The organism is Mesorhizobium sp. ZC-5 (assembly GCF_025753855.1).
GTDB lineage: Bacteria > Pseudomonadota > Alphaproteobacteria > Rhizobiales > Rhizobiaceae > Neomesorhizobium.
Genome location: NZ_JAOWPT010000006.1, coordinates 235742 through 254585, shown reverse-complemented (window position 1 = coordinate 254585; position 18844 = coordinate 235742). Strand labels below are relative to the sequence as shown.

Genomic DNA, 18844 nt, shown 5'->3' with positions numbered 1-18844 from the left:
GTTTTCAGTAACGATGCCCGAAAGACGCGCACCGCCGGCGTTGCTGCCCCGCCCGGCTCGCCCTGTGCCAGAAGGCCGTAGGCTCACCGTACGTCGAGGGCCGGAACCTTGGAGGCATTGCCGCCCCCAGCCTCGCACCCGGAGCGAGGCCAGTCCCGACGCCGCTGTTCTCCCTGGTCAACCCGGTGGCCACCCAGACCCCCACAAAGAACAACACGGTCATTATGCGGGAGGCCGCGAAGGGTGTGGACAGACGATTTCTGCAGAAATCGTACAAGTCATTGAAATCGTGGAGAAGAATCTTTGGCGGAGGCGGAAAAGGGCCCGAAACGGGGTGAATCTGTCCACGTCCTTGCGGGTCTACACACCCTTGTAATTGTCCGCCTTCAACAGCCGCGTCAGATGGGCCGCGTTGGAGGCTGCCAGATCGTCGCCGTCCCTGACAGCAACAGCACGATAATCATTGCCTATGCGTGCCGAACAATAGCGCCCGACCCGTTTGAAATGCAGTGAGGGATGAAAGGGATCGGATCGCAGCAACGCGAAATTTTTGTCGGCGATGCGCTGAATGGATTCCGGCAAAAGGTCGTACGCCACCCAGAACTTCCGGCTGGCGTGATGTTTCACAAGGACCGGGTCCGGCCGGCACGCAGATCGGCGAGTGCTTCATCAGCAAGCCTATCAAGCTTGCCAGCCTTCACGTCTTCCTCGAACTGGCGGTCCCAGCGTTCCCACCGCAACTCGTCGAACCAGGCGGCGAGTTTTTTCAACTCGTCGTCATCGAGTGCCGCTATGGATTTTTCGATCTGCTCAAGTTTCGTCATCCAGCGAAAATAGCATGATGGAAAGGGCCGAAAAGGCGTTGCGAGTTACCCCTCACCCGGATTGCCAACCGGCTTGCTGCGCAAGACCGGGGCAATCCGACCTCTCCCACAAGGGGAGAGGTAAAAGTCACTCCTTCGGTTTTTCCTGGTGGCCGCCGAAGGCGTAGCGCATGGCGGAGAGGAGCTTGTCGGCGAATTCGGATTCGCCGCGCGAGGCGAAGCGGTCGAACAGTGCGGCCGACAGCACCGGCGCCGGCACGCTGGTGTCGATCGCCGCTTTCAGCGTCCAGCGGCCTTCACCGGAATCGGAAACGCGGCCGCCATAATCCTTGAGCGACGGATCGGCCTTCAGCGCACCGGCGGTGAGATCGAGCAGCCATGAGCCGATGACGGAACCGTGGCGCCAGACCTCGGTGACCGCCGGCAGATCGATATCGAAGCGGTAATATTGCGGCTCCGACAGGGGCGTCGTCTCGGCGTCGGCCTCGCGCGAACCGCTGCCGGCATTGGCGGCCTTCAGGACGTTGATGCCCTCGGCATAGGCGGCCATGACGCCGTATTCGATGCCGTTGTGGACCATCTTGACGAAATGGCCGGCGCCGCTCGGCCCGCAGTGCAGGTAGCCCTGGCCGGCCGTGCCGAATGCGTCGGCCGCGGTGCCCGGACCTTCGGTATCGCGCGCCGGCGAGGAATCCGGTTCGGCGCCTGGCGCCAGCACGGCAAAGATGGGATCGAGATGCTGTACCGCATGCCGCGGCCCGCCGATCATCAGGCAATAACCGCGCTCCAGCCCCCAGACGCCGCCGCTGGTGCCGACATCGACATAGGCAAGGCCCTGCGGCTCGAGCTTCGCCGCCTGGTCGACGGCGTCGCGGTAGTTGGAATTGCCGCCGTCGACGAGGATGTCGCCCTTCTCCATCAGCGCGGCCAGTTTTTCGACATTGGCGCCGGTAATGGCGGCGGGCAGCATCAGCCAGGCGACGCGCGGCTTTTCCAGCTTGCCGACTAACTCGTCCATCGAAGCGGCGGGCGTGGCGCCCTCCCCGGCAAGGGCGGCGACGGCTTTCTGGTTGATGTCGTAGACGACGCAGTGATGGCCGGCGCGCAGGAGGCGGCGTACCATGTTGGAGCCCATGCGGCCGAGCCCGATCATTCCGATCTGCATTTTTCAGTCCTGTCGTTTCGAATCCCGAGCCAATCTTATAGCGGCAGGATGCGCTTGTGGTGACAGGAAACGCGGCTTACTCGACGAAGGTGTTCCTGACCCGCTCTGAATTCAGGACATAGGCGACCCAGATGCCGCCGATCGCCACGGTGGCGAGGTAAGGCCAGAGGAAATCGGCGGTGGCGAGGTTGGCCATCGTATTGATGCCCGAGGTGATGGTGACCCAGGCGCCGATCACGAACGGCAGCAGCAGCGACGCCACGTAGGTCTTGACGAACATGCCGGGAAATTCGGTGCGTTTGTTGAAGAACAGAAATGCCGTGTAGACGAGGAAGCCGATAAAGGCGAGCCGGATCGCCGCGTCTCCCAGCATGGCCATCGGATAGGCCGCGGCGGTGCCCTCGGGCAGGCTCGAATATTCCTCGATCATGCCGCGCAGGATCTGGAGAGGGCCGAGCACCTGGCCGATGCTCATCAGGATCAGCCAGCCGCCAATGCCCTTGAGCCTGGGTTCGCTCACCGCCTGCGGTTCGGATATCTGCGACATCGCCGTTCCCCATCCACCCGTTTGCGATATCCAAGCAAAGAATCGGGTTCGAGTCGATAGGATATTTGTACGATTTTAGAAAAGCATGTCTTGTCGGTTTACACGAAAAGAAGCAGCTAAGAGTATCTTTAGAAGAAGAGCAACCGGCATAAAATAATATTCTCGGACACCTCGCGAACCTTCCTTGACAGAAATTGCACAGCTATGCCGAAGCGCAGGAAAGACCTTCGCAGGTCTTTAGCAAAAAAGGCCGAGGAAGGTTTGATGAATGCCCTTCACCCGGCCTGTCTCTCCGGACGCAGGGCAATCGCATATGGATTACCCCCACCCCTAACCCCTCCCCACAAGGGGGAGGGAGACTTCTGGCAGTACATCCAGCACTCAACGCTCGATGGTTTCAGCCGAAACAGTGCCTGTTCGATCCCCCTCCCCCTTGTGGGGAGGGGTAGGGGTGGGGGTATGGGCCAAGCGCGAGCTGCCAAATCTGCATGTGCGATTGCCCGGAGAGAACGGGATTACTTCACCGGCGCGTTCATCGCCCAGGAGACGCCGAACGGATCCTTGAGCAGGCCCCAGCGATCGCCCCAGAACATCACCTCGAGCGGCACGGCGACCTCGCATCCCGCATCGACGGCGCGCTTCCACCAGCTGTCGATGTCGGCATTGTCGAGCAGAAGCTGCATCGTGTAGCCCTGCGCCGGCTCATGCGGATGGCCGTGCTCGGGATATGCGTCGCACAGCATCAGCGAGCTGCCGTTGACGTAGAGGTGGACATGCATGGTGCGTCCCTGCTCGTCCACCGGCACATTGTACACCGTTTCGGCGCCGAACGCCTTGGCATAGAAGTCGGCCGCCTTCAGAGCGCCATCGACCTGCAAGTAGGCGACGAGGCCGCCCAGCACTTTCGGCGCCGGTGATTCAGTGGTCTGGGTGTTGGTGTCGTTCATGACGAAAGTTCCTCTTTTTTCGCGTTGCGCCACTGTGGCTGCCTGAAGGACGAACCGGGAGGTCGGAAACCGACATTTCCGGCCAAAGTTTTTTTACCTCGTCGCGACCCGGACCGCGCGGCCGGACAAGCGGCTGTTCGCTTCACCAACCGACTCCGGCCAGCCGATGTCCTTCCGCAGTTCCATGGGCAATGAACGGAACACGAGTTCCGCCTGGTGACGTGCGCGGGCTGCGGAATAGCGGGGCACGATGCGACCGACGGATGAAAAAATGGACATGCTGCAGTCTCCCTTGCGTGGCGCGACGTCATCACGCCGATACTCAAGGAACGAACGACGGCGCAGCTATCCGACAGGGAACGAAAAATTATTCCGGTCAGCTTGTGTCAGCGTCCCGGCCTGCCGGTCTTGCTGGTGCGGCGGCTCTGACGGCGCTGGTCGGCCGGGTCTTCGTAGGAGCCGACGCCGGACCGTTCGCGCCGGATGGGCTTGGGGTTGTCGGCGCCCCGTTCCTTCGCGCCCCCCTCTGTCCTGCCGGACATCTCCCCCTCAAGGGGGGAGATTGGCTGCGGCTTGGCCGGTTTCGTTCCCTGGGCCGGCTTTTCGGTGCGGCGCACCGTCATCTCGTCAAGGCTGTTTTTCCTGAACAGCGATTTGCCATCGTCCGGGGTGCCGTAGTCCGAGCCGTGCGCCTCGGCGGCGGATTGCTTCTTGAACAGCGAGCGCGACACGGCGCCGGCGGGCACCACCGCGTCGGTGCCCGGTCCCATGTTGTCGAGCGACGGCTTCTGGAACAGCGGCTCGCGCTTGACCGGCACGGCGCCGTCGGCGCCCATCTCGTCGAGATGCGGCTTGCGGAAAAGATTGGGCCGCGCGGCCTTTTCCGCCGCTTCCGCGGCGCGGGCCGCATCGAGCTTGCGGAAACGTTCCTGCTCCTCGGCCGTGCGATGCTTCGCCACGCCCTTGTTGTGCTTGCCCTTTTCACGACCACTGGACGGGCTCAGCGCTTCGACATCGCGCGCCATCGGGTCATCGGAGATGGCAAGTTCCATCTCGCGCAGGCGCTTGATTTCGTCGCGCAGCCGGGCCGCCTTCTCGAAGTCGAGGTCGGCGGCGGCATCGCGCATCTGCTTGGTCAGCGCCTCCAGATGGGTCTTCAGATTGTTGCCCATCATGGCGCCCGCATCGTCGGTGAACTGCGAGATGTCGGCGCGAACGTGGTCCTTCTCGTAGACCGAATCCAGGATGTCGGCGATGCGCGACTTGACCGATTCCGGGGTGATGCCGTTGGCCTCGTTCCACGCCATCTGCTTCTCGCGGCGGCGGTTGGTTTCCGCCATCGCCCGCTCCATCGAACCGGTGACGTTGTCGGCGTAGAGGATGACCTTGCCGTCGACGTTGCGGGCGGCGCGGCCGATCGTCTGGATCAGCGAGGTTTCGGAACGCAGGAACCCTTCCTTGTCGGCGTCGAGGATGGCGACGAAGCCGCATTCGGGAATGTCGAGTCCCTCGCGCAAAAGGTTGATGCCGACCAGCACGTCGAAGGCACCCAGCCGCAGGTCGCGCAGGATCTCGATGCGCTCCAGCGTATCGATGTCGGAGTGCATGTAGCGGACGCGGATGCCCTGCTCGTGCAGATATTCGGTGAGGTCCTCCGCCATGCGCTTGGTCAAGACGGTGCACAGCGTGCGGTAACCGGCCGCCGTCGTCTCGCGGATCTCGCCGACGACATCGTCCACCTGGGTCTTGGCCGGACGCACCTCGACCGGCGGGTCGATCAGGCCGGTCGGGCGGATGACCTGCTCGGCGAAGACGCCGCCGGACTGCTCCATCTCCCAGCCGCCGGGCGTCGCCGACACGGCCACGGACAGCGGCCGCATGGCATCCCATTCCTCGAAGCGCAGCGGCCGGTTGTCCATGCAGGACGGCAGGCGGAAGCCATACTCCGCCAGCGTTGCCTTGCGGCGGAAGTCGCCCCGGTACATGCCGCCGATCTGCGGCACGGTGACATGGCTCTCGTCGACGAACACCAGCGCGTTGTCGGGGATGTATTCGAACAGCGTCGGCGGCGGGTCGCCGGGACGGCGGCCGGTCAGGTAGCGCGAATAGTTCTCGATACCGGCGCAGGAGCCGGTGGCCTCCAGCATCTCCAGGTCGAAGCGCGTGCGCTGCTCCAGCCGCTGCGCCTCGAGCAGGCGGCCGGCCTTTTCCAGTTCGGCGAGCCGGTGCTGCAATTCCTCCTTGATCGACTTGATCGCCTGGTTGAGCGTCGGCCGCGGTGTCACATAGTGAGAATTGGCGTAGATCTTGACCGACTTCAGGTCGCCGGTCTTCTGGCCGGTGAGCGGATCGAACTCGGTGATGCTCTCGATTTCGTCGCCGAACATCGAGATGCGCCAGGCCCGGTCCTCAAGGTGGGCCGGGAATATCTCGATGGTGTCGCCGCGCACCCGGAACGAGCCGCGCACGAAATTGATGTCCTGGCGCTTGTATTGCTGGGCGACAAGATCAGCGAGCAGCGCGCGCTGGTCGAGGCGGTCGCCGATCTCCATCTGGAAGGTCATCGCCGTGTAGGTCTCGACCGAGCCGATACCGTAGATGCAGGAGACCGAGGCCACGATGATGACGTCGTCGCGCTCCAGCAGCGAGCGGGTCGCCGAGTGGCGCATGCGGTCGATCTGCTCGTTGATCGACGACTCCTTCTCGATGAAGGTGTCGGTGCGCGGAACGTAGGCCTCGGGCTGGTAGTAATCGTAATAGGAGACGAAATACTCGACCGCGTTTTCGGGGAAGAACTTCTTGAACTCGCTGTAGAGCTGCGCGGCCAGCGTCTTGTTGGGCGCCAGGATGAGCGCCGGACGCTGCGTCTCTTCGATCACCTTTGCCATGGTGAAGGTCTTGCCGGAGCCAGTGACACCGAGCAGCACCTGGGTGCGGTCGTCATTGCCGACGCCCTCGACCAGGTCCTTGATGGCGGTCGGCTGGTCGCCGGCCGGCTCGAACTCCGACACCATCTTGATGGCGATGCCGCCTTCGGACTTCTCCGGCCGCGCCGGCCGATGCGGCACCCAAAGCTCGCCGTTCTTGTGCAACGGGTTACCGCTCTCGATCAGCGCCGACAACGCCGCGACCGTCGCGGTGACGCCGCTGTTGGACAGCGCTTCGGCGTCCTCCAGCGAAATGTCGAGGCCGGCCACCGGGTTCAGGCCGACGGCGGCGCGCTCCTTGGCCGAGGCGGCGCCACCCATCGAGGTGCCGCGCGCCGTCCTGGTCGGCGCGGAGGAGCGCTCGGGAACCTTCTTGCCGGGCTTTGCCTTCGGCGTCCTGCCCTCGCGTTCCGCCTCGCGCTCGATCTGCTCCGCCCAGTCCGAAACCGAACCGGTCAGCGGCGTGCCAGACAATTCGCGCTGCGGCGCCTCCTCGAAACCACCGCGATGCAGCGGTTCGGAAGCGTCGAGATAGTCGGTAACGGGATTGCCGCCGCGGCGCGCTGCACCACGCGGCTCGCTGTCACCGGGTTTCCTGCCGGAGGACTTTTGCTCGGGGGATTTTGCCATGCAGGCAATATGGGAAGAATCGCCGGAAATGGAAAGGGCAAGCCTCGCAAAAGCCGATACCGGAAAGCGCCTCCTGACAGAAGGGTGTCAGCAGGCGGCGGCAGGCACATCCAATCCACGAGCTGTAACCGGAATACCACGCTGAGTGTGGACAGGCGAATTGGAGAGAGAAAAATACTTGACTCAATAAGTCATATTTGTGACCCGCTACCGCAACTTTGTAAACAGCATGCGGAGAGTTTCGATGCGGGTATCGACGGCCACGAGCCGGGCAGGACTATTTCTGACCGCGGGAATTGCGATATTCGCCCCACACCAGACCGTCCACGCGCAGGAAGGACAGACCATTGTTCTCGATGCCGTGACGGTGGAGGCCGAGAGCGACGACACGCTGGTGCAGGACGGCTACGTCGCCAAGCAGGACCGCCTGGGCACCAAGGTCGACACCCCGATCGCCAAGATTCCCCAAGCCATCTCGGTGGTGACGCAGGACCAGATCGAGGACCAGAAGCCCCGCACGCTGAACGAAGCGCTCGGCTATACGGCAAGCGCCAATCCCAACAGCTTCGGCTTCGACAGCCGTTATGACGCCTTCTTCCTGCGCGGCTTCCCGGCCCACTACAACGGCATGTTCCGCGACGGGCTGCGCCAGTACAACGGCCCTTCGGCCTGGTTCAAGACCGAGCCTTACGGCATCGAGGGCGTCACCGTGCTGAAGGGTCCCGCATCGTCGCTCTACGGCATCAGCGGACCGGGCGGCCTCGTCAACGTGGTGACCAAGCGCCCCAAGGACGAGCAGTTCCGCGAGGTGGAGCTGCTGATGGGCGAGCACAACCGCTATCAGAGCGCCTTCGATTTCTCCGGACCGGCCAATGAGAACGGCTCGCTGCTCTATCGCTTCACCGGTCTCGGCCGCCTCAGCGACACCGAGCTTCCAGCCTATCCCGACGACAAATTGTACCTGGCGCCAGCGTTCACCTTCAAGCCGGACGAGGACACCAAGCTGACCATCCTCGGCGAAATTTCGAAGTCGGTTACCGGCGGCACCGCCGCCTTCTACAACCCCTCCTACGGCACGATATCGGATATCTACGAGGGCGATCCCGCCTGGAACGACTTCACCCAGGACCAGGGCCGCATCGGCTACGAATTCGAGCACCGATTCAACGACCTGCTGACGGTCCGCCAGAACCTGCGCTACAACGCCGTCGACGCCGACCTCGAATACAGCAGCCACCACTCGATCGGCCCGGACCTGCCGCTGCAGCGCTACTGGGGTCACTACACCGAGGACATGCAGAACTTCGTCGTCGACAACATGGCGCAGTTCGAATTCGACACCGGCCAGGTCAAGCACGTCGCGGTTGCCGGTATCGATTACGCGTGGGCGCAGTACGATGCCTACAGCGCACTGTCCTACACTTCAGTCGACGACATCAAACAGATGCCGGTTCCCTTCATTGGCGGCCAGGAGATGAACCAGGTCGGCATCTACCTGCACGACCAGATGGAATGGAACGATTTCACCCTGTTCGCCAGCGGCCGCTACGACTGGGTGGACACGACATCGACCGATGCCACGTCGACCGAAACCGAGCAGGACGACAGCCACTTCTCCAGCCGCGTCGGGCTTTCCTACACCACCGAATGGGGCATCACGCCCTACGCCAACTATTCGACCTCGTTCTCGCCCAACATCGGCTTCGTCTACGACGACGTGACGAGCGACGTTGCCAGTGTCGCGCGGCCGACGGTTGCCGAGCAGAAGGAGATCGGCATCAAATACGAGATTCCCGGCTACAACGCGGTGATCAGCGCCGCGCTCTTCGACATCGACCAGAAGGACGGCGTCGTGTTCGACGCCTCGACCGGCATCAACAAGCAGCGCCAGCTCGACCTGAACTCGCGCGGCTTCGAACTGGAAGCCAACGCTTCCTTCGACAACGGCTTCAGCCTGATCGCTTCCTACACCAATTTGCGCGTGAAGATCGAAAAGGGCGCGGAAGGAACGGTGGGCAAGGAACTCTCGGCAACGCCCAACCACATCTTCGCGCTGTGGGGGCACTATCTGTTCGAGGGCGGCGCGCTGGCGGGGCTCGGGGTCGGCGCAGGCGTACGCGTGGCGAGCAGCAGTTACGGCGACGATACGAACACGTTCAAGAATTCGTCACGCGCCTTCGTGGACGCGGCCCTCTCCTACGATTTCGGTTATCGCAACCCGGATCTCGAAGGGGTCTCGCTGCAGATCAACGCGAAGAACCTGTTCGACGAACAGAAACCGATCTGCTCGGCGGGCTACTGCTACAAGGACGAAGGCCGCTCATTGTTCGGCAGCCTGCGGTACAGATTCTAAGGGGTCGTAGCGTGAACATACCCCCACCCCTAACCCCTCCCCACAAGGGGGAGGGGGACAACGTCGCCGCCGCCTCGGTCCAAACCGTCGACATTGGCGGAACGGTATCGCCGCAAAGTCCCCCTCCCCCTTGTGGGGAGGGGTCAGGGGTGGGGGTACAGGATCAGCAAAGCATTTCTTCACCCCTTGCCGTATTCCTGGCCATCGGTGGGCTCTATGTCGCGCAAAGCGTGATCGGCGGCATCACCTGGACCGCGCTGCCGGCGGTCTTGCGCGATCAAGGCATGGCGCTCGACCAGATCGGCCTGCTTTCGCTCATAGCGCTGCCGTGGGCCTTGAAATTCCTCTGGTCGCCGGCGGTCGAGCGTTTCCGCTTGCCGCCGACGGGGCGCAACCGCAGCGGCACCATCGTTCTTGCTGGCGGCCTCGTCTCCATAGCCGGGTTGCTGGTGGTCGGTGCGGTTGGAACGGCAGCCCTGATGCCGCTGCTGGCTTGCCTCACCCTCGTCGCCTTCGCCGCTGCGACGGTCGACATCGCCTGCGACGGCTTTGCGGTGCAGAGCCTGGCGAAGGAAAACCACGGCTGGGGCAACGCCGCGCAGGTAGGCGGCGCCTATCTCGGCTCGGCGATCGGCGCAGGGCTGTTCCTCGTGCTGGTCGATGCCTCGGGCTGGCGGATCGCGGTGTGGGCGATGGCAGCCCTTTTGCTCCTGCTCGGACTGCCCTTTTTGCTCGGCGCGGCTTCCCGGATACCCAACGAAACGCGTGAGCACGTGCCCTCGCTGCGTGCGGCGTGGCGGCGTCCGGAAATACGCCGCGGCCTGGCGGCGGCGGCGATCTACGTGGTCGCGCAGAAGGTTGGCCTGGCAATGCTCGGGCCGTTCCTCATCGATGCGGGGCTGGACCTGTCGACGGTCGGACTTGTCAACGGCGTCGGCTCGATGTTCGTCGGCGTTGCCGGCGCACTCCTTGGCGGCGTTCTGGTAAAATCGTGGGGAATGCGCAACGTGCTGATTGCAGCACTCATCCTCCAGGCCGCGTCGCTGTTCTTCTTCTCGGCGTTCGATTCCCAAGGCGGCATGTCGACAACGGTGCTGGTCGCGGTGGCGGTCGCCAGTTCGTCGGGCGTCCTCGCCCTTGGCTTCGTGGCGCTTTACGCGCAGTTCATGCGGTGGTCGGACCCGAGGCAGGCCGGCATCGATTTCACGCTGTTCCAATGCATGGACACGCTGGTCAGCATGGCCGGCGGCGTGCTGGCCGGCTACGCGGCACAGTATCTGGGCTACGGAGCCTATTTCGCCGGCGCGGGTGTTGTTGCGCTCGCCGCGGTACCGGCGATCGCCATGGTTGCCGACCGGCGCTAGCGCTATTCTTCGCTGGCCTCGTCTTCGCCCTGCACGCCGCGCCGCCAGTAGGCGACGATCAACTGGCGGTCCTTTTTCAAGCCCCACTCCTTGCGGACGATTTTGCGCAGCTCGCGGAAATCGCTGAACTCGCATCCCGCCCAGACATAGACGTCCGGCGGCAACGCCGCCGGGTCCATCTTACGCAGCGCCTCCGAGAGCAGGCCCGCGGTACCGGCCTCGCGCCCCTGCCGATAAAGCCAGGTGACGCGGATATTGTCGCTCTCGGCCAGCGGAATCGCGTCGGCCGGACTGTCCACCTCGATGAACACGTCGGCCCGCGTTGACGGCGCGATATGATCGAGAATGCGGCCGATCGCCGGAAGCGCCGTGTCGTCGCCGAGCAGCAGCAGATTCGCGGCATCGGGAACGCCAGCACCGCCCGGCCCGATCATGCTGATCACCGTGCCCGGACGGGCCGTCTCCGCAAACGTCGCAGCCGGCGTGTTGCCACCCGGGTGAAGGACGAAGTCGACGTCGAAAACGCCGCCTTCGACGTCGATTGCGCGTATCGTGTAGACCCTGACGGTGAGTGCGTCCGCACCCGAAGGCCACACCAGAAGGCCGTCGGCGCCGACGCTCGGCCAGCGCGGCTGCCTGCCTTTTGGCGGCAACAGCAGCCGGACATGGAAGTCGTTGCCCGCGAAACGCTCAAGATTGCCGGCGGCGAAACGCACGCGCCGCAGATGCGGCGAGATCCGCGTCGAGGAAACCACCGTGATTTCCCGGAAGAAGACCGGGACGCCGGCGTCGTTGCCATCACCACGCCAGCGGATGCCATCCGTCGAGCCGAGATATTCGGACATATGACCGGCGACAATCATCTTCATATAGGACAGGTTGGTTTCGTCTTCGGCATGAACGCGGATGGAAACACTGCGCTCACCAAGCGCCGTGTTGAGCGAGCCGTAATGCGTACGAAACTCCCACTGCCCTTCCCTGCCGGTGTCGACCTCGTAGTCGCTGTGGTCTGCCCTGAGCCTCTCCATCGCGGATACGATAGCGTCATTCTCGATGCGGGTTTCGGCGCTCAGTCGGCTCATGTCCAGGCTCTCGGTTCTGCGTTCGGCGATGCCGCCGGGGCGGACATGCCACAGCCGCGCCAGCGTTTCCACAAAAACATGAGTATGTAAGTCATATTTTTGCGGAGCCGGACCGTTGGCGACGCTATCGGCGGCCAGCTCTAATCAGCTAGGGGATCGCTTCTCTTGATGGGCCTGAACTCAGTTGAACCACACCGCGAAGGTCATGAAGCCGGCGCCGCCGAACTGCTGGCGGATGCGGGAAAACTCCTCGGCGGTGATCAGCGTGCCGTTTTCGAGATAGGGCACGACGCCCGGCCCGGTGATCGCAAGCACCAGGTCGAAGGTCTGCGGCGCATCGAAGAACGCCTTCATGTTGATGCCTTTGGCCGGGATACGGAAATGCGGCAGCAGCACCCTGCCCTCGAGCAGGTCCTCGGCCATCTGCAGCGCCTCGTGCCAGGCGGCGACCTGTTCCTCGCCGACTTCCAGCCCGGTCAGCGGATTGACGCCCTTCTGCTGCGGCCCGGGCAGCCATTCGCGGTCGTTGTCGGTCTCGGCCAGGATGGCCTTCCAGTTCTCGCGCGACAGCCGGATCATCTCGAGCAGCTTCAGCCGCGCCGTCTGCCGGCGCTCCGGCTCGACCACCGGCCAGTTAACGAGATGGACGAACGAGACGAAATCAGCCAGCCGCCATTCCGACATGAGCATGCCCGTCTGCTCGTCTTCGGGCGACGGCACCAACGCCTCCTGCATCGGCAGGCCGGCGCGCGGGAAGAGCATCTGGAAGCTGCCGTCGAAAGCATTCTGGAAATCATGCGCCAGCCAGAAATCGGCCTGCGCGACGAGGAAATTCGCATAGCCCTGCAGCCAGAAGCCGTCGGCGCGATCGAAACGGAAGACAAGGTCCGGCGCCGGCGCCGAAGGATCCTCGCCCGCTCCGCTCATCGCCGCCATGATCGCCGCGAAACTCTCCGGCGGTGCGATGACACCGTCGTTGTCGAGGTCGATGCCGAGTTTTGTCAGGTCTGCGACGACGCCGATGTCGGCATCCGCCGGCACCGTATCCAGCCGGGCAGCAGCCGCTTCCATACCATCGCGGAACTCCAGCAGGATGGCGCGGAACCCGTCATAGGTCAGCGGCTCCGGTTCGGCGCGCGGCGGCACCGGCAGGCGCAGCAGCGGCAGCATGAAGGATCGCGGGCTTTCGAAGCCGTGGCGGTTCAGCCCGATGGCCAGCTTTTCCAGCGACTGGAAGAAGCCGGCGGCACCCAGCGCATAAGGCACCAGCGGATCTTTCGGATCGGCGTTTTCGAGTTCCTCGATCGCGGCGTCGCGGTCGGCCACCGATTTGGCACCGAACAGTGCCGCCGCCGATCCAGCGGTGTCGGCGCGCGCCGGAGCGCTCGCCAGAACCAGAGCCACGACCGGCAGCAGCCAGAAAGAAAACCGTTTCACGCGCGTCTCCATGCAAGAGTGCCCGCGAAACAATGGTTCGCGGCTTCGCCATTCCACCACCGGTTTTGCCGCGTTTTTGTGGCAACCGCAATCGAAGCCCCGTTTAAGCCGAAACCGCCATGCTGGCGCCGGGCGGATGCGACGCTATACTGCTGGCCGATCCACCGGGAGAAATGCATGGCCGTTCGCCGCATCGTCGCCAATCTCCAGGCAACCGACCCCACCGCCGCCAAATCGTTCTACGGCGACCTGCTCGGCCTCGAAGTGGTGATGAACCACGGCTGGATGCTGACCTTCGCCTCGGACGCGTCGATGAAGCCGCAAGTGAGCTTCGCCTCGGAGGGCGGCTCGGGCACACCGGTGCCGGCGCTTTCGATCGAGGTCGACGACGTCGATCTCATCTACAATCGGGCCAAGACGGCCGGTCTCGACATTGTCTATGATATCACCGACGAGCCATGGCGCGTGCGTCGCTTCTTCCTGCGCGATCCCTTCGGCAACATCGTCAACATACTGTCGCATCTTTAGGGCGGTTGGCTGGGCCTGACCGGCCTCATTGCACTCTTCCGGGTTCCATTTTTTGAAGTCGGAACAGTCCCTTCGGAAACCCCATTTCGCAGCCGTCGAAAACCGATTAGTTTGCCGTCTGAAAAATCGGATCGCGCGGGTGTCCAACTTTCCCCTGCCCTACAAGCTGTCGTGGCTGCCGCGCTTCCTGCGACCCTCGCTGGACGGCGACATCAACGGCTTTGCGGCACCCGCGGCCCGCCTGATGGCACAGCCGCCGAAGAGCACCGTGCGGTTGGTTTTTCTGGGCGACATTTCCGCCGTCGCCAACCGCCAGGCGCCGGAAATCGACGACAGTCTTGCCGCCATCATCGCTTCCGCCGACCTGGTGGTCGGCAATTGCGAGAGCCCGGTGGTGCACAGGCCCCGGGCGCGGCTGCGCACCCGCCTCGGCACTCATCACGCGATGGACGCCGGTTTCCTGCTCGGCGTGCTGTCGGCGATGGACGTGGATGCCGACCGGCTGGTGCTGTCGCTCGCCAACAACCATGTTCTCGACCAGGGCACCGGCGGTTTCACCGAGACCCGCGACACGCTGAGGTCGCTCGGCATCCGCACCATCGGCACCACCGATCATACGCCGGTGACGACGCTGGCCGTCGAAGGCGTGACGATCGGGCTCGTCGCCTTCACCGACTGGCGCAACGCCCAGGCGCCGGACTTCGGCAGGCGGGTGATGATGACCCGCAGGCTCGCCAGGGACGACTGGCGCTCCGTCTGCGCGGTGCGCGCCGACCTGATCTGCGCGGTGCCGCACTGGGACTGGGAATTCCGGCACTTCCCGCACGCCGCGACCCGCGCGCTGGCCGAACGCCTGGCGGCGCAAGGCATCGGCCTGATCGCCGGCCATCACGCCCACGTCGTGCAGCCGGTCGAACGCATCGGCGACACGATCGTCGCCTACGGATTGGGCGATTTCCTCGGCACCGCCTTCTTTCGACAGCCCTGGCCCGGCCGCATCGGCGCCATGCTGGTCGCCGACATCAGCGCCGACCGGCTGACGATAGGCCGCGTCGCGGCCTATGAAGTGGTGCCGTTCATGCGGCTGCGCGCCCGCAACCGCGAGCGCTTGGTCGGCATCGGCAGGCTGAACGGCATGCTCCGCGACAAGGTCGCGGAGCGGCTTTCGAGGGTGCTCGGCTTTCGCCAGCCGACCGCCGCCGAAGCATGATCGCAGTGGCTCGGTTGCGGCGCGCCATCTCGTTAGCCGGCGGCAAGCCCCTGAATTTATGGGCTATCTTGCGGCGGTAACGTTTCCGTGTCATAAATTTCGGGTTCGGGCATTTGCTGACCCGGAGACTGGAACGTTTGAGCGACCCTTTCCCCGACACTGTGAATATCTGACGGCCCTGCTTTGGCGCGGGGTTCAAAATCATGCGCGAATGCATGGCCGCCAAGAAAACTGCCGGACTTTCCTTCGTGCTTCGGGCGAAGAGGGCCGGACAAATGAAACGGGTGAAGGAGTTCTCCCAATGGCCCAGACCGGCACCGTAAAGTTCTTCAACGCAACCAAAGGCTTCGGCTTCATCACGCCGGACGGCGGCGCGAAGGATGTGTTCGTCCACATCTCCGCGATCGAGGCCTCCGGCCTGCGCACCCTCGTCGATGGCCAGAAGGTCACCTTCGACGTGGAACCCGACCGCATGGGCAAAGGCCCGAAGGCGGTCAATCTCCGCGCCGACTGAGGCCAATCTTCCTGCTCCCTGGGGCGCCGCGCATCCAACGATGCAGATGGCGCTCCAGGATTGAGACCGCGCATCGGACTCTCGAAAGTCGCTTGCGATTTTCGGGCCGATGCCGCTACCCGAGGCACGAGCGGCATTGCCGCTCGTGCCTTTTTCTTGACCGCGACAATTCTATTCAAGTTGCATGGTTGCTCTATTGAAGTCGCATGGTTGCGCTGTAAATGTTCTTCCCGAGGGACGTGCATAGGAGAGACATCCATGAAACTGATGCGAGCGCTCAGCGCTTTTTGCCTGGCTGCCGGAATGGCGGCAACCGCGCCGGTCATCGCTGCACCTGTCAATGTGGCGCCCAGTCATGACGCCGGCCTTGTCGTGCAGGTGCGCGGCTGCCACAGCAATGTGCAGCGACATTTCGTGCCGGAGTTCGGGCGCACGGTCTGGCACTTCCACCGACGGAACTGCCGCCCGGTTCGCGCCGATCGCCCAGGTGCCGGCGGCGGCGGGCGCGACTGCCATCGCGACGTGCGTCGCCACTTGGTGCCGGGGTATGGCCGGGTCACGCATCGGCATGTCGGGCCGAACTGTCGCGTAAGGGTCTATCGCCAGTACAATCCCGGAAGGCCGCGGCCGGCCAATTGCATCCAGATCGGTCCGGTCCGCTACTGCGAATACTGAGCCTGGCTCCTGACCATTGGCTTGCGCGCCGCGGTGCGCAAGCCGTTTCCTGTCGCGACGCCATGCAAAAGCCAGCGCAAAACTTTTTCTTGTGCCAGCCGTCAAAATAAAGGAGAAAATTAGCGTTCGGGCATTTGCCGGCCCGGAGACTGGAATGGCATGCGCCCAAAACGGATCAATCCGTCCGGGTAACTCGCGAAAGAGAGGGCTTCGGCATAGCCCCGGCGCGGGGAAACTGTTTCTTCTCCCCCAGTAAACGACCGACATCGTGTTGGGCTTGCTTGGCACGTGAATACAAATGGGAGAAATAAGGAGTTTCCCAATGCCGCAGACCGGCACTGTCAAATTCTTCAATCACGCCAAAGGCTTCGGCTTCATCACACCGGACGACGGGCAAAAGGACGTCTTCGTCCACATCTCGGCGGTGCAGGCTTCCGGCCTTCCCGGTCTTGAGGATGGGCAGAAAGTGACATTCGAAACCGAGCCGGACAAGCGCGGCAAGGGTCCGAAAGCAGTCAACCTCTCGGTCGGCTGAGCCGATCGGGTTTCCGGGATCCGACGGTCCCGGACGAACTGACAGTGAGTTCCTCACGGCACGCGGCCGTGGGGTTGAGTGTGTTTTGTGCGGTCACCGTATTCGGTACTGGCCAGGCCCTGTCCCCGTTCCGCGACTGCCTGTAAGCCTGCGGAATGCCCCAATATTTGAGCACAGTTCTGATCTTTGCCGGCGCGGCGGTTGCCGAGATCGCCGGATGTTTCGCCTTCTGGGCATGGATGCGGCAGGGGCTGTCAGCCTGGTGGCTGCTGCCGGGCGTCGCTTCGCTGATCGCCTTCGCCTGGCTGCTGACGCTGGCGCCCAGCGACCATGCCGGCCGCGCCTATGCCGCCTATGGCGGCATCTACATCGTCGCCTCGCTTCTGTGGCTGTGGCTTGCCGAAGGGCGGCGGCCGGACATCTGGGATTTTTCCGGCGCCGCGCTGGCGCTGATTGCCGCCGCGATCATCCTGTTTGCGCCGCGCGCGGCCTGAACATTGTCACGAAGGCGCAAGCCGCGTTGCCGCCTGCGCCAGGAGTTCGGGCCGGACATTGGCGCCGGTGACGATCGCCGCCACCTTCTGGCCGCGGAACATCTCCGCGTTGCACATGATCGCGGCGACGCCTGCCGCGCCCGATGGTTCCGCGACGAGGCTGGCGCTGCCGAGCAACAGCGCCATGGCGTCGAGCATCGCCTCGTCGTCGACCTCGACAATGTCGTCGATGACAGCGGCGACCTCTTCCACCGCCGAAGCGATCGGCGTGTGGATCGCCATGCCGTCGGCAATGGTGTCCGGTGCCAGGCCGACAGGCTTTCCAAGCCTGAGAGACGTGCGCATTCCGGGCGAGCCGAGGGCGGTGACGCCGATGACGCGTGTCTTCGGCGATGTTGCCTTGATCCACGAACCGACGCCGGTCACCAGGGCGCCGTCGCCGATCTGCACCAGGATCGCGTCGAGCCCGTCGCATCGCGCCAGAAGCTCCACGGCCATGGTGCCGGCGCCGGCGGCGATCTCCGGATGGGCGCCGTCCTCGATATAAAGCGCACCCATGTCCAAGGCAGCCTTGCGGGCGGCCGCCTTGCTGTCTTCGTCGCGCGCCACCAGCCGCACCTCGGCGCCCAGCCGGCGCATCGCTTCCAGCTTTGCCGGATTGTCGTCTTCGCCGGAAAAGATTGTCGCCTTGACGCCGCGTCTTGTCGCGGCGCGGGCGAGACCCTGGCCGAAATTGCCGCTCGACGTGGCGACGACATGCGACGGCTTGTTCTCCAGCGAGGCCATCAACGCCTCGGTCCCACGGCCCTTGAACGAGCGGATCGGGTTCAGCGTCTCGAGCTTCAGCGTGAGGCTACAGCCGAGCGCCGTGTCGAGCGCCGCCTGGCGCACGATCGGCGAGCCGAGGAAGACCGGGTCGATGAGCGCGCGCGTTCGGGCGATGCCGCTTTCGGTGATTGGTGTCATGGTTGGTCCTGTCCGATGATTGGCGTTGTCGCGGCGCTATTGTAGCGTGCGCCGGACGCGGGCAAGCCGCGCCAGCACCGCACCTGCCGCCTTTTCATTGCGTTGTTCGGCCTATCCACGCGAGTTTCGATGAACCAGAGACAGATCCCGACAATCGATTCGATCGACCGCCATCTGCTCGACGCCTTGCAGCGCGACGCCCGGGTCAAGATGGAGGCGCTGGCCGCGGAGGTCGGGCTTTCCGCCTCGGCGGTGCAGCGGCGCGTGGCGCGGTTGCGCAACGCGGGCGTGATTACCGGGGAATGCGTGGTGCTCGACGCCAGGGCCGCCGGCAGTCCGGTCACCGTCATCGTTGAACTGATGCTGGAACGCGAACGCTCGACACTGATCGAGGGGCTGAAACGCTGGCTGGTCGCGGCGGAAGAAGTGCAGTCGGCGTGGGGCGTCACCGGCGAGACCGATTTCGTGCTCGTCGTCACCGCCGCCGATCTCGAATCCTACGAGCGTTTCGCGCGCAAGATGATGGACGAGAACGAAGTCATTCGCGAATTCCGCACCAGTATCGCGCTCAACAGACTGAAACACTCGTTGTTCGTGCCGATGCGCGACAGTTCCGGAGACTGACCGGCCGCGCGTTCAGCATACC

At 63.9% G+C, this 18844-nt stretch carries 19 protein-coding genes; 9 read left to right on the top strand and 10 right to left on the bottom strand.

The window, feature by feature from the left end:
* Positions 1-360 precede the first annotated feature (360 nt).
* The 7 genes from OHD58_RS18695 to uvrB all read right to left on the bottom strand — a co-directional run bounded on the left by OHD58_RS18695 (position 361) and on the right by uvrB (position 7040).
* Entirely contained in the window at positions 361-627 is a 267-nt protein-coding gene (locus OHD58_RS18695; RefSeq protein ID WP_263804924.1) for a hypothetical protein, read from the bottom strand.
* On the bottom strand, positions 624-824 hold the full coding sequence (locus tag OHD58_RS18690; protein WP_263804923.1) for a hypothetical protein: 201 nt from the start codon (positions 822-824) through the stop codon (positions 624-626). The genes OHD58_RS18695 and OHD58_RS18690 overlap by 4 nt, the downstream gene beginning before the upstream one ends.
* 127 nt (positions 825-951) lie before the next feature.
* Entirely contained in the window at positions 952-1989 is a 1038-nt protein-coding gene (gene gnd, locus OHD58_RS18685) for a phosphogluconate dehydrogenase (NAD(+)-dependent, decarboxylating) (RefSeq protein WP_263804922.1), read from the bottom strand.
* A gap of 76 nt (positions 1990-2065) precedes the next feature.
* On the bottom strand, positions 2066-2536 hold the full coding sequence (locus OHD58_RS18680) for a DUF2569 domain-containing protein (RefSeq protein ID WP_263804921.1): 471 nt from the start codon (positions 2534-2536) through the stop codon (positions 2066-2068).
* Positions 2537-3051: 515 nt separating this feature from the next.
* Positions 3052-3483: a VOC family protein gene (locus OHD58_RS18675; protein WP_263804920.1), complete on the bottom strand. Its 432-nt coding sequence runs from the start codon at positions 3481-3483 to the stop codon at positions 3052-3054.
* 93 nt (positions 3484-3576) lie between these two features.
* Positions 3577-3762 (bottom strand): hypothetical protein, encoded by a 186-nt coding sequence (locus OHD58_RS18670; protein WP_263804919.1) that lies wholly within the window; start codon positions 3760-3762, stop codon positions 3577-3579.
* 107 nt (positions 3763-3869) lie between these two features.
* Positions 3870-7040 (bottom strand): excinuclease ABC subunit UvrB, encoded by a 3171-nt coding sequence (gene uvrB, locus OHD58_RS18665; protein ID WP_318528267.1) that lies wholly within the window; start codon positions 7038-7040, stop codon positions 3870-3872.
* A gap of 244 nt (positions 7041-7284) precedes the next feature.
* Between uvrB and OHD58_RS18660 the strand changes: the two genes are divergently transcribed.
* Both OHD58_RS18660 and OHD58_RS18655 read left to right on the top strand, forming a co-directional pair.
* Positions 7285-9393, top strand: a complete 2109-nt coding sequence (locus tag OHD58_RS18660) for a TonB-dependent siderophore receptor (RefSeq protein WP_263804918.1) — start codon at positions 7285-7287, stop codon at positions 9391-9393.
* A gap of 149 nt (positions 9394-9542) precedes the next feature.
* A complete protein-coding gene (locus OHD58_RS18655; protein WP_263804917.1) occupies positions 9543-10757 on the top strand; it encodes an MFS transporter in 1215 nt (404 codons plus the stop codon).
* Between the two features lie 2 nt (positions 10758-10759).
* Here the strand turns inward: OHD58_RS18655 and OHD58_RS18650 are convergent, their stop codons facing one another.
* A complete protein-coding gene (locus OHD58_RS18650; RefSeq protein ID WP_263804916.1) occupies positions 10760-11839 on the bottom strand; it encodes a siderophore-interacting protein in 1080 nt (359 codons plus the stop codon).
* A gap of 180 nt (positions 11840-12019) precedes the next feature.
* On the bottom strand, positions 12020-13276 hold the full coding sequence (locus OHD58_RS18645; RefSeq protein WP_318528266.1) for a hypothetical protein: 1257 nt from the start codon (positions 13274-13276) through the stop codon (positions 12020-12022).
* 177 nt (positions 13277-13453) lie between these two features.
* On the opposite strand from OHD58_RS18645, the gene OHD58_RS18640 reads away from it, so the two are divergent.
* The 6 genes from OHD58_RS18640 (at position 13454) to OHD58_RS18615 (ending at position 17232) form a co-directional block, all read left to right on the top strand.
* A complete protein-coding gene (locus tag OHD58_RS18640; RefSeq protein ID WP_263804915.1) occupies positions 13454-13804 on the top strand; it encodes a VOC family protein in 351 nt (116 codons plus the stop codon).
* 139 nt (positions 13805-13943) lie between these two features.
* Positions 13944-15014 (top strand): CapA family protein, encoded by a 1071-nt coding sequence (locus OHD58_RS18635; protein ID WP_263804914.1) that lies wholly within the window; start codon positions 13944-13946, stop codon positions 15012-15014.
* A gap of 301 nt (positions 15015-15315) precedes the next feature.
* The gene (locus OHD58_RS18630) at positions 15316-15528 is read left to right on the top strand and encodes a cold-shock protein (RefSeq protein ID WP_263804913.1); all 213 of its coding nucleotides are present in this window, start codon (positions 15316-15318) and stop codon (positions 15526-15528) included.
* 258 nt (positions 15529-15786) lie between these two features.
* The gene (locus OHD58_RS18625) at positions 15787-16203 is read left to right on the top strand and encodes a hypothetical protein (protein WP_263804912.1); all 417 of its coding nucleotides are present in this window, start codon (positions 15787-15789) and stop codon (positions 16201-16203) included.
* A gap of 322 nt (positions 16204-16525) precedes the next feature.
* Positions 16526-16738 carry a cold-shock protein gene (locus OHD58_RS18620; protein WP_263804911.1) on the top strand — a complete coding sequence of 71 codons (213 nt, stop codon included), beginning with the start codon at positions 16526-16528 and terminating at the stop codon, positions 16736-16738.
* 155 nt (positions 16739-16893) lie between these two features.
* A complete protein-coding gene (locus tag OHD58_RS18615; protein WP_412177242.1) occupies positions 16894-17232 on the top strand; it encodes a YnfA family protein in 339 nt (112 codons plus the stop codon).
* Positions 17233-17238: 6 nt separating this feature from the next.
* Here OHD58_RS18615 and OHD58_RS18610 read toward each other — a convergent pair whose 3' ends face one another.
* A complete protein-coding gene (locus OHD58_RS18610) occupies positions 17239-18198 on the bottom strand; it encodes a threonine/serine dehydratase (RefSeq protein ID WP_263804909.1) in 960 nt (319 codons plus the stop codon).
* Positions 18199-18327: 129 nt separating this feature from the next.
* Here OHD58_RS18610 and OHD58_RS18605 point away from each other — a divergent pair, with 129 nt between their 5' ends.
* Complete coding sequence (locus OHD58_RS18605) at positions 18328-18822, top strand: Lrp/AsnC family transcriptional regulator (protein WP_263804908.1); 495 nt, start codon at positions 18328-18330, stop codon at positions 18820-18822.
* Positions 18823-18844: the final 22 nt, after the last annotated feature.

Bases quoted from the DNA above. Each gene is read 5' to 3' on its own strand.
- OHD58_RS18670 (WP_263804919.1), bottom strand. From the start codon at position 3,762: ATGTCCATTTTTTCATCCGTCGGTCGCATCGTGCCCCGCTATTCCGCA.
- OHD58_RS18675 (WP_263804920.1), bottom strand. From the start codon at position 3,483: ATGAACGACACCAACACCCAGACCACTGAATCACCGGCGCCGAAAGTG.
- OHD58_RS18605 (WP_263804908.1), top strand. From the start codon at position 18,328: ATGAACCAGAGACAGATCCCGACAATCGATTCGATCGACCGCCATCTG.
- OHD58_RS18640 (WP_263804915.1), top strand. From the start codon at position 13,454: ATGGCCGTTCGCCGCATCGTCGCCAATCTCCAGGCAACCGACCCCACC.
- OHD58_RS18625 (WP_263804912.1), top strand. From the start codon at position 15,787: ATGAAACTGATGCGAGCGCTCAGCGCTTTTTGCCTGGCTGCCGGAATG.
- OHD58_RS18630 (WP_263804913.1), top strand. From the start codon at position 15,316: ATGGCCCAGACCGGCACCGTAAAGTTCTTCAACGCAACCAAAGGCTTC.
- OHD58_RS18680 (WP_263804921.1), bottom strand. From the start codon at position 2,536: ATGTCGCAGATATCCGAACCGCAGGCGGTGAGCGAACCCAGGCTCAAG.
- uvrB (WP_318528267.1), bottom strand. From the start codon at position 7,040: ATGGCAAAATCCCCCGAGCAAAAGTCCTCCGGCAGGAAACCCGGTGAC.
- OHD58_RS18620 (WP_263804911.1), top strand. From the start codon at position 16,526: ATGCCGCAGACCGGCACTGTCAAATTCTTCAATCACGCCAAAGGCTTC.
- gnd (WP_263804922.1), bottom strand. From the start codon at position 1,989: ATGCAGATCGGAATGATCGGGCTCGGCCGCATGGGCTCCAACATGGTA.
- OHD58_RS18610 (WP_263804909.1), bottom strand. From the start codon at position 18,198: ATGACACCAATCACCGAAAGCGGCATCGCCCGAACGCGCGCGCTCATC.
- OHD58_RS18690 (WP_263804923.1), bottom strand. From the start codon at position 824: ATGACGAAACTTGAGCAGATCGAAAAATCCATAGCGGCACTCGATGAC.
- OHD58_RS18660 (WP_263804918.1), top strand. From the start codon at position 7,285: ATGCGGGTATCGACGGCCACGAGCCGGGCAGGACTATTTCTGACCGCG.
- OHD58_RS18650 (WP_263804916.1), bottom strand. From the start codon at position 11,839: ATGAGCCGACTGAGCGCCGAAACCCGCATCGAGAATGACGCTATCGTA.
- OHD58_RS18615 (WP_412177242.1), top strand. From the start codon at position 16,894: ATGCCCCAATATTTGAGCACAGTTCTGATCTTTGCCGGCGCGGCGGTT.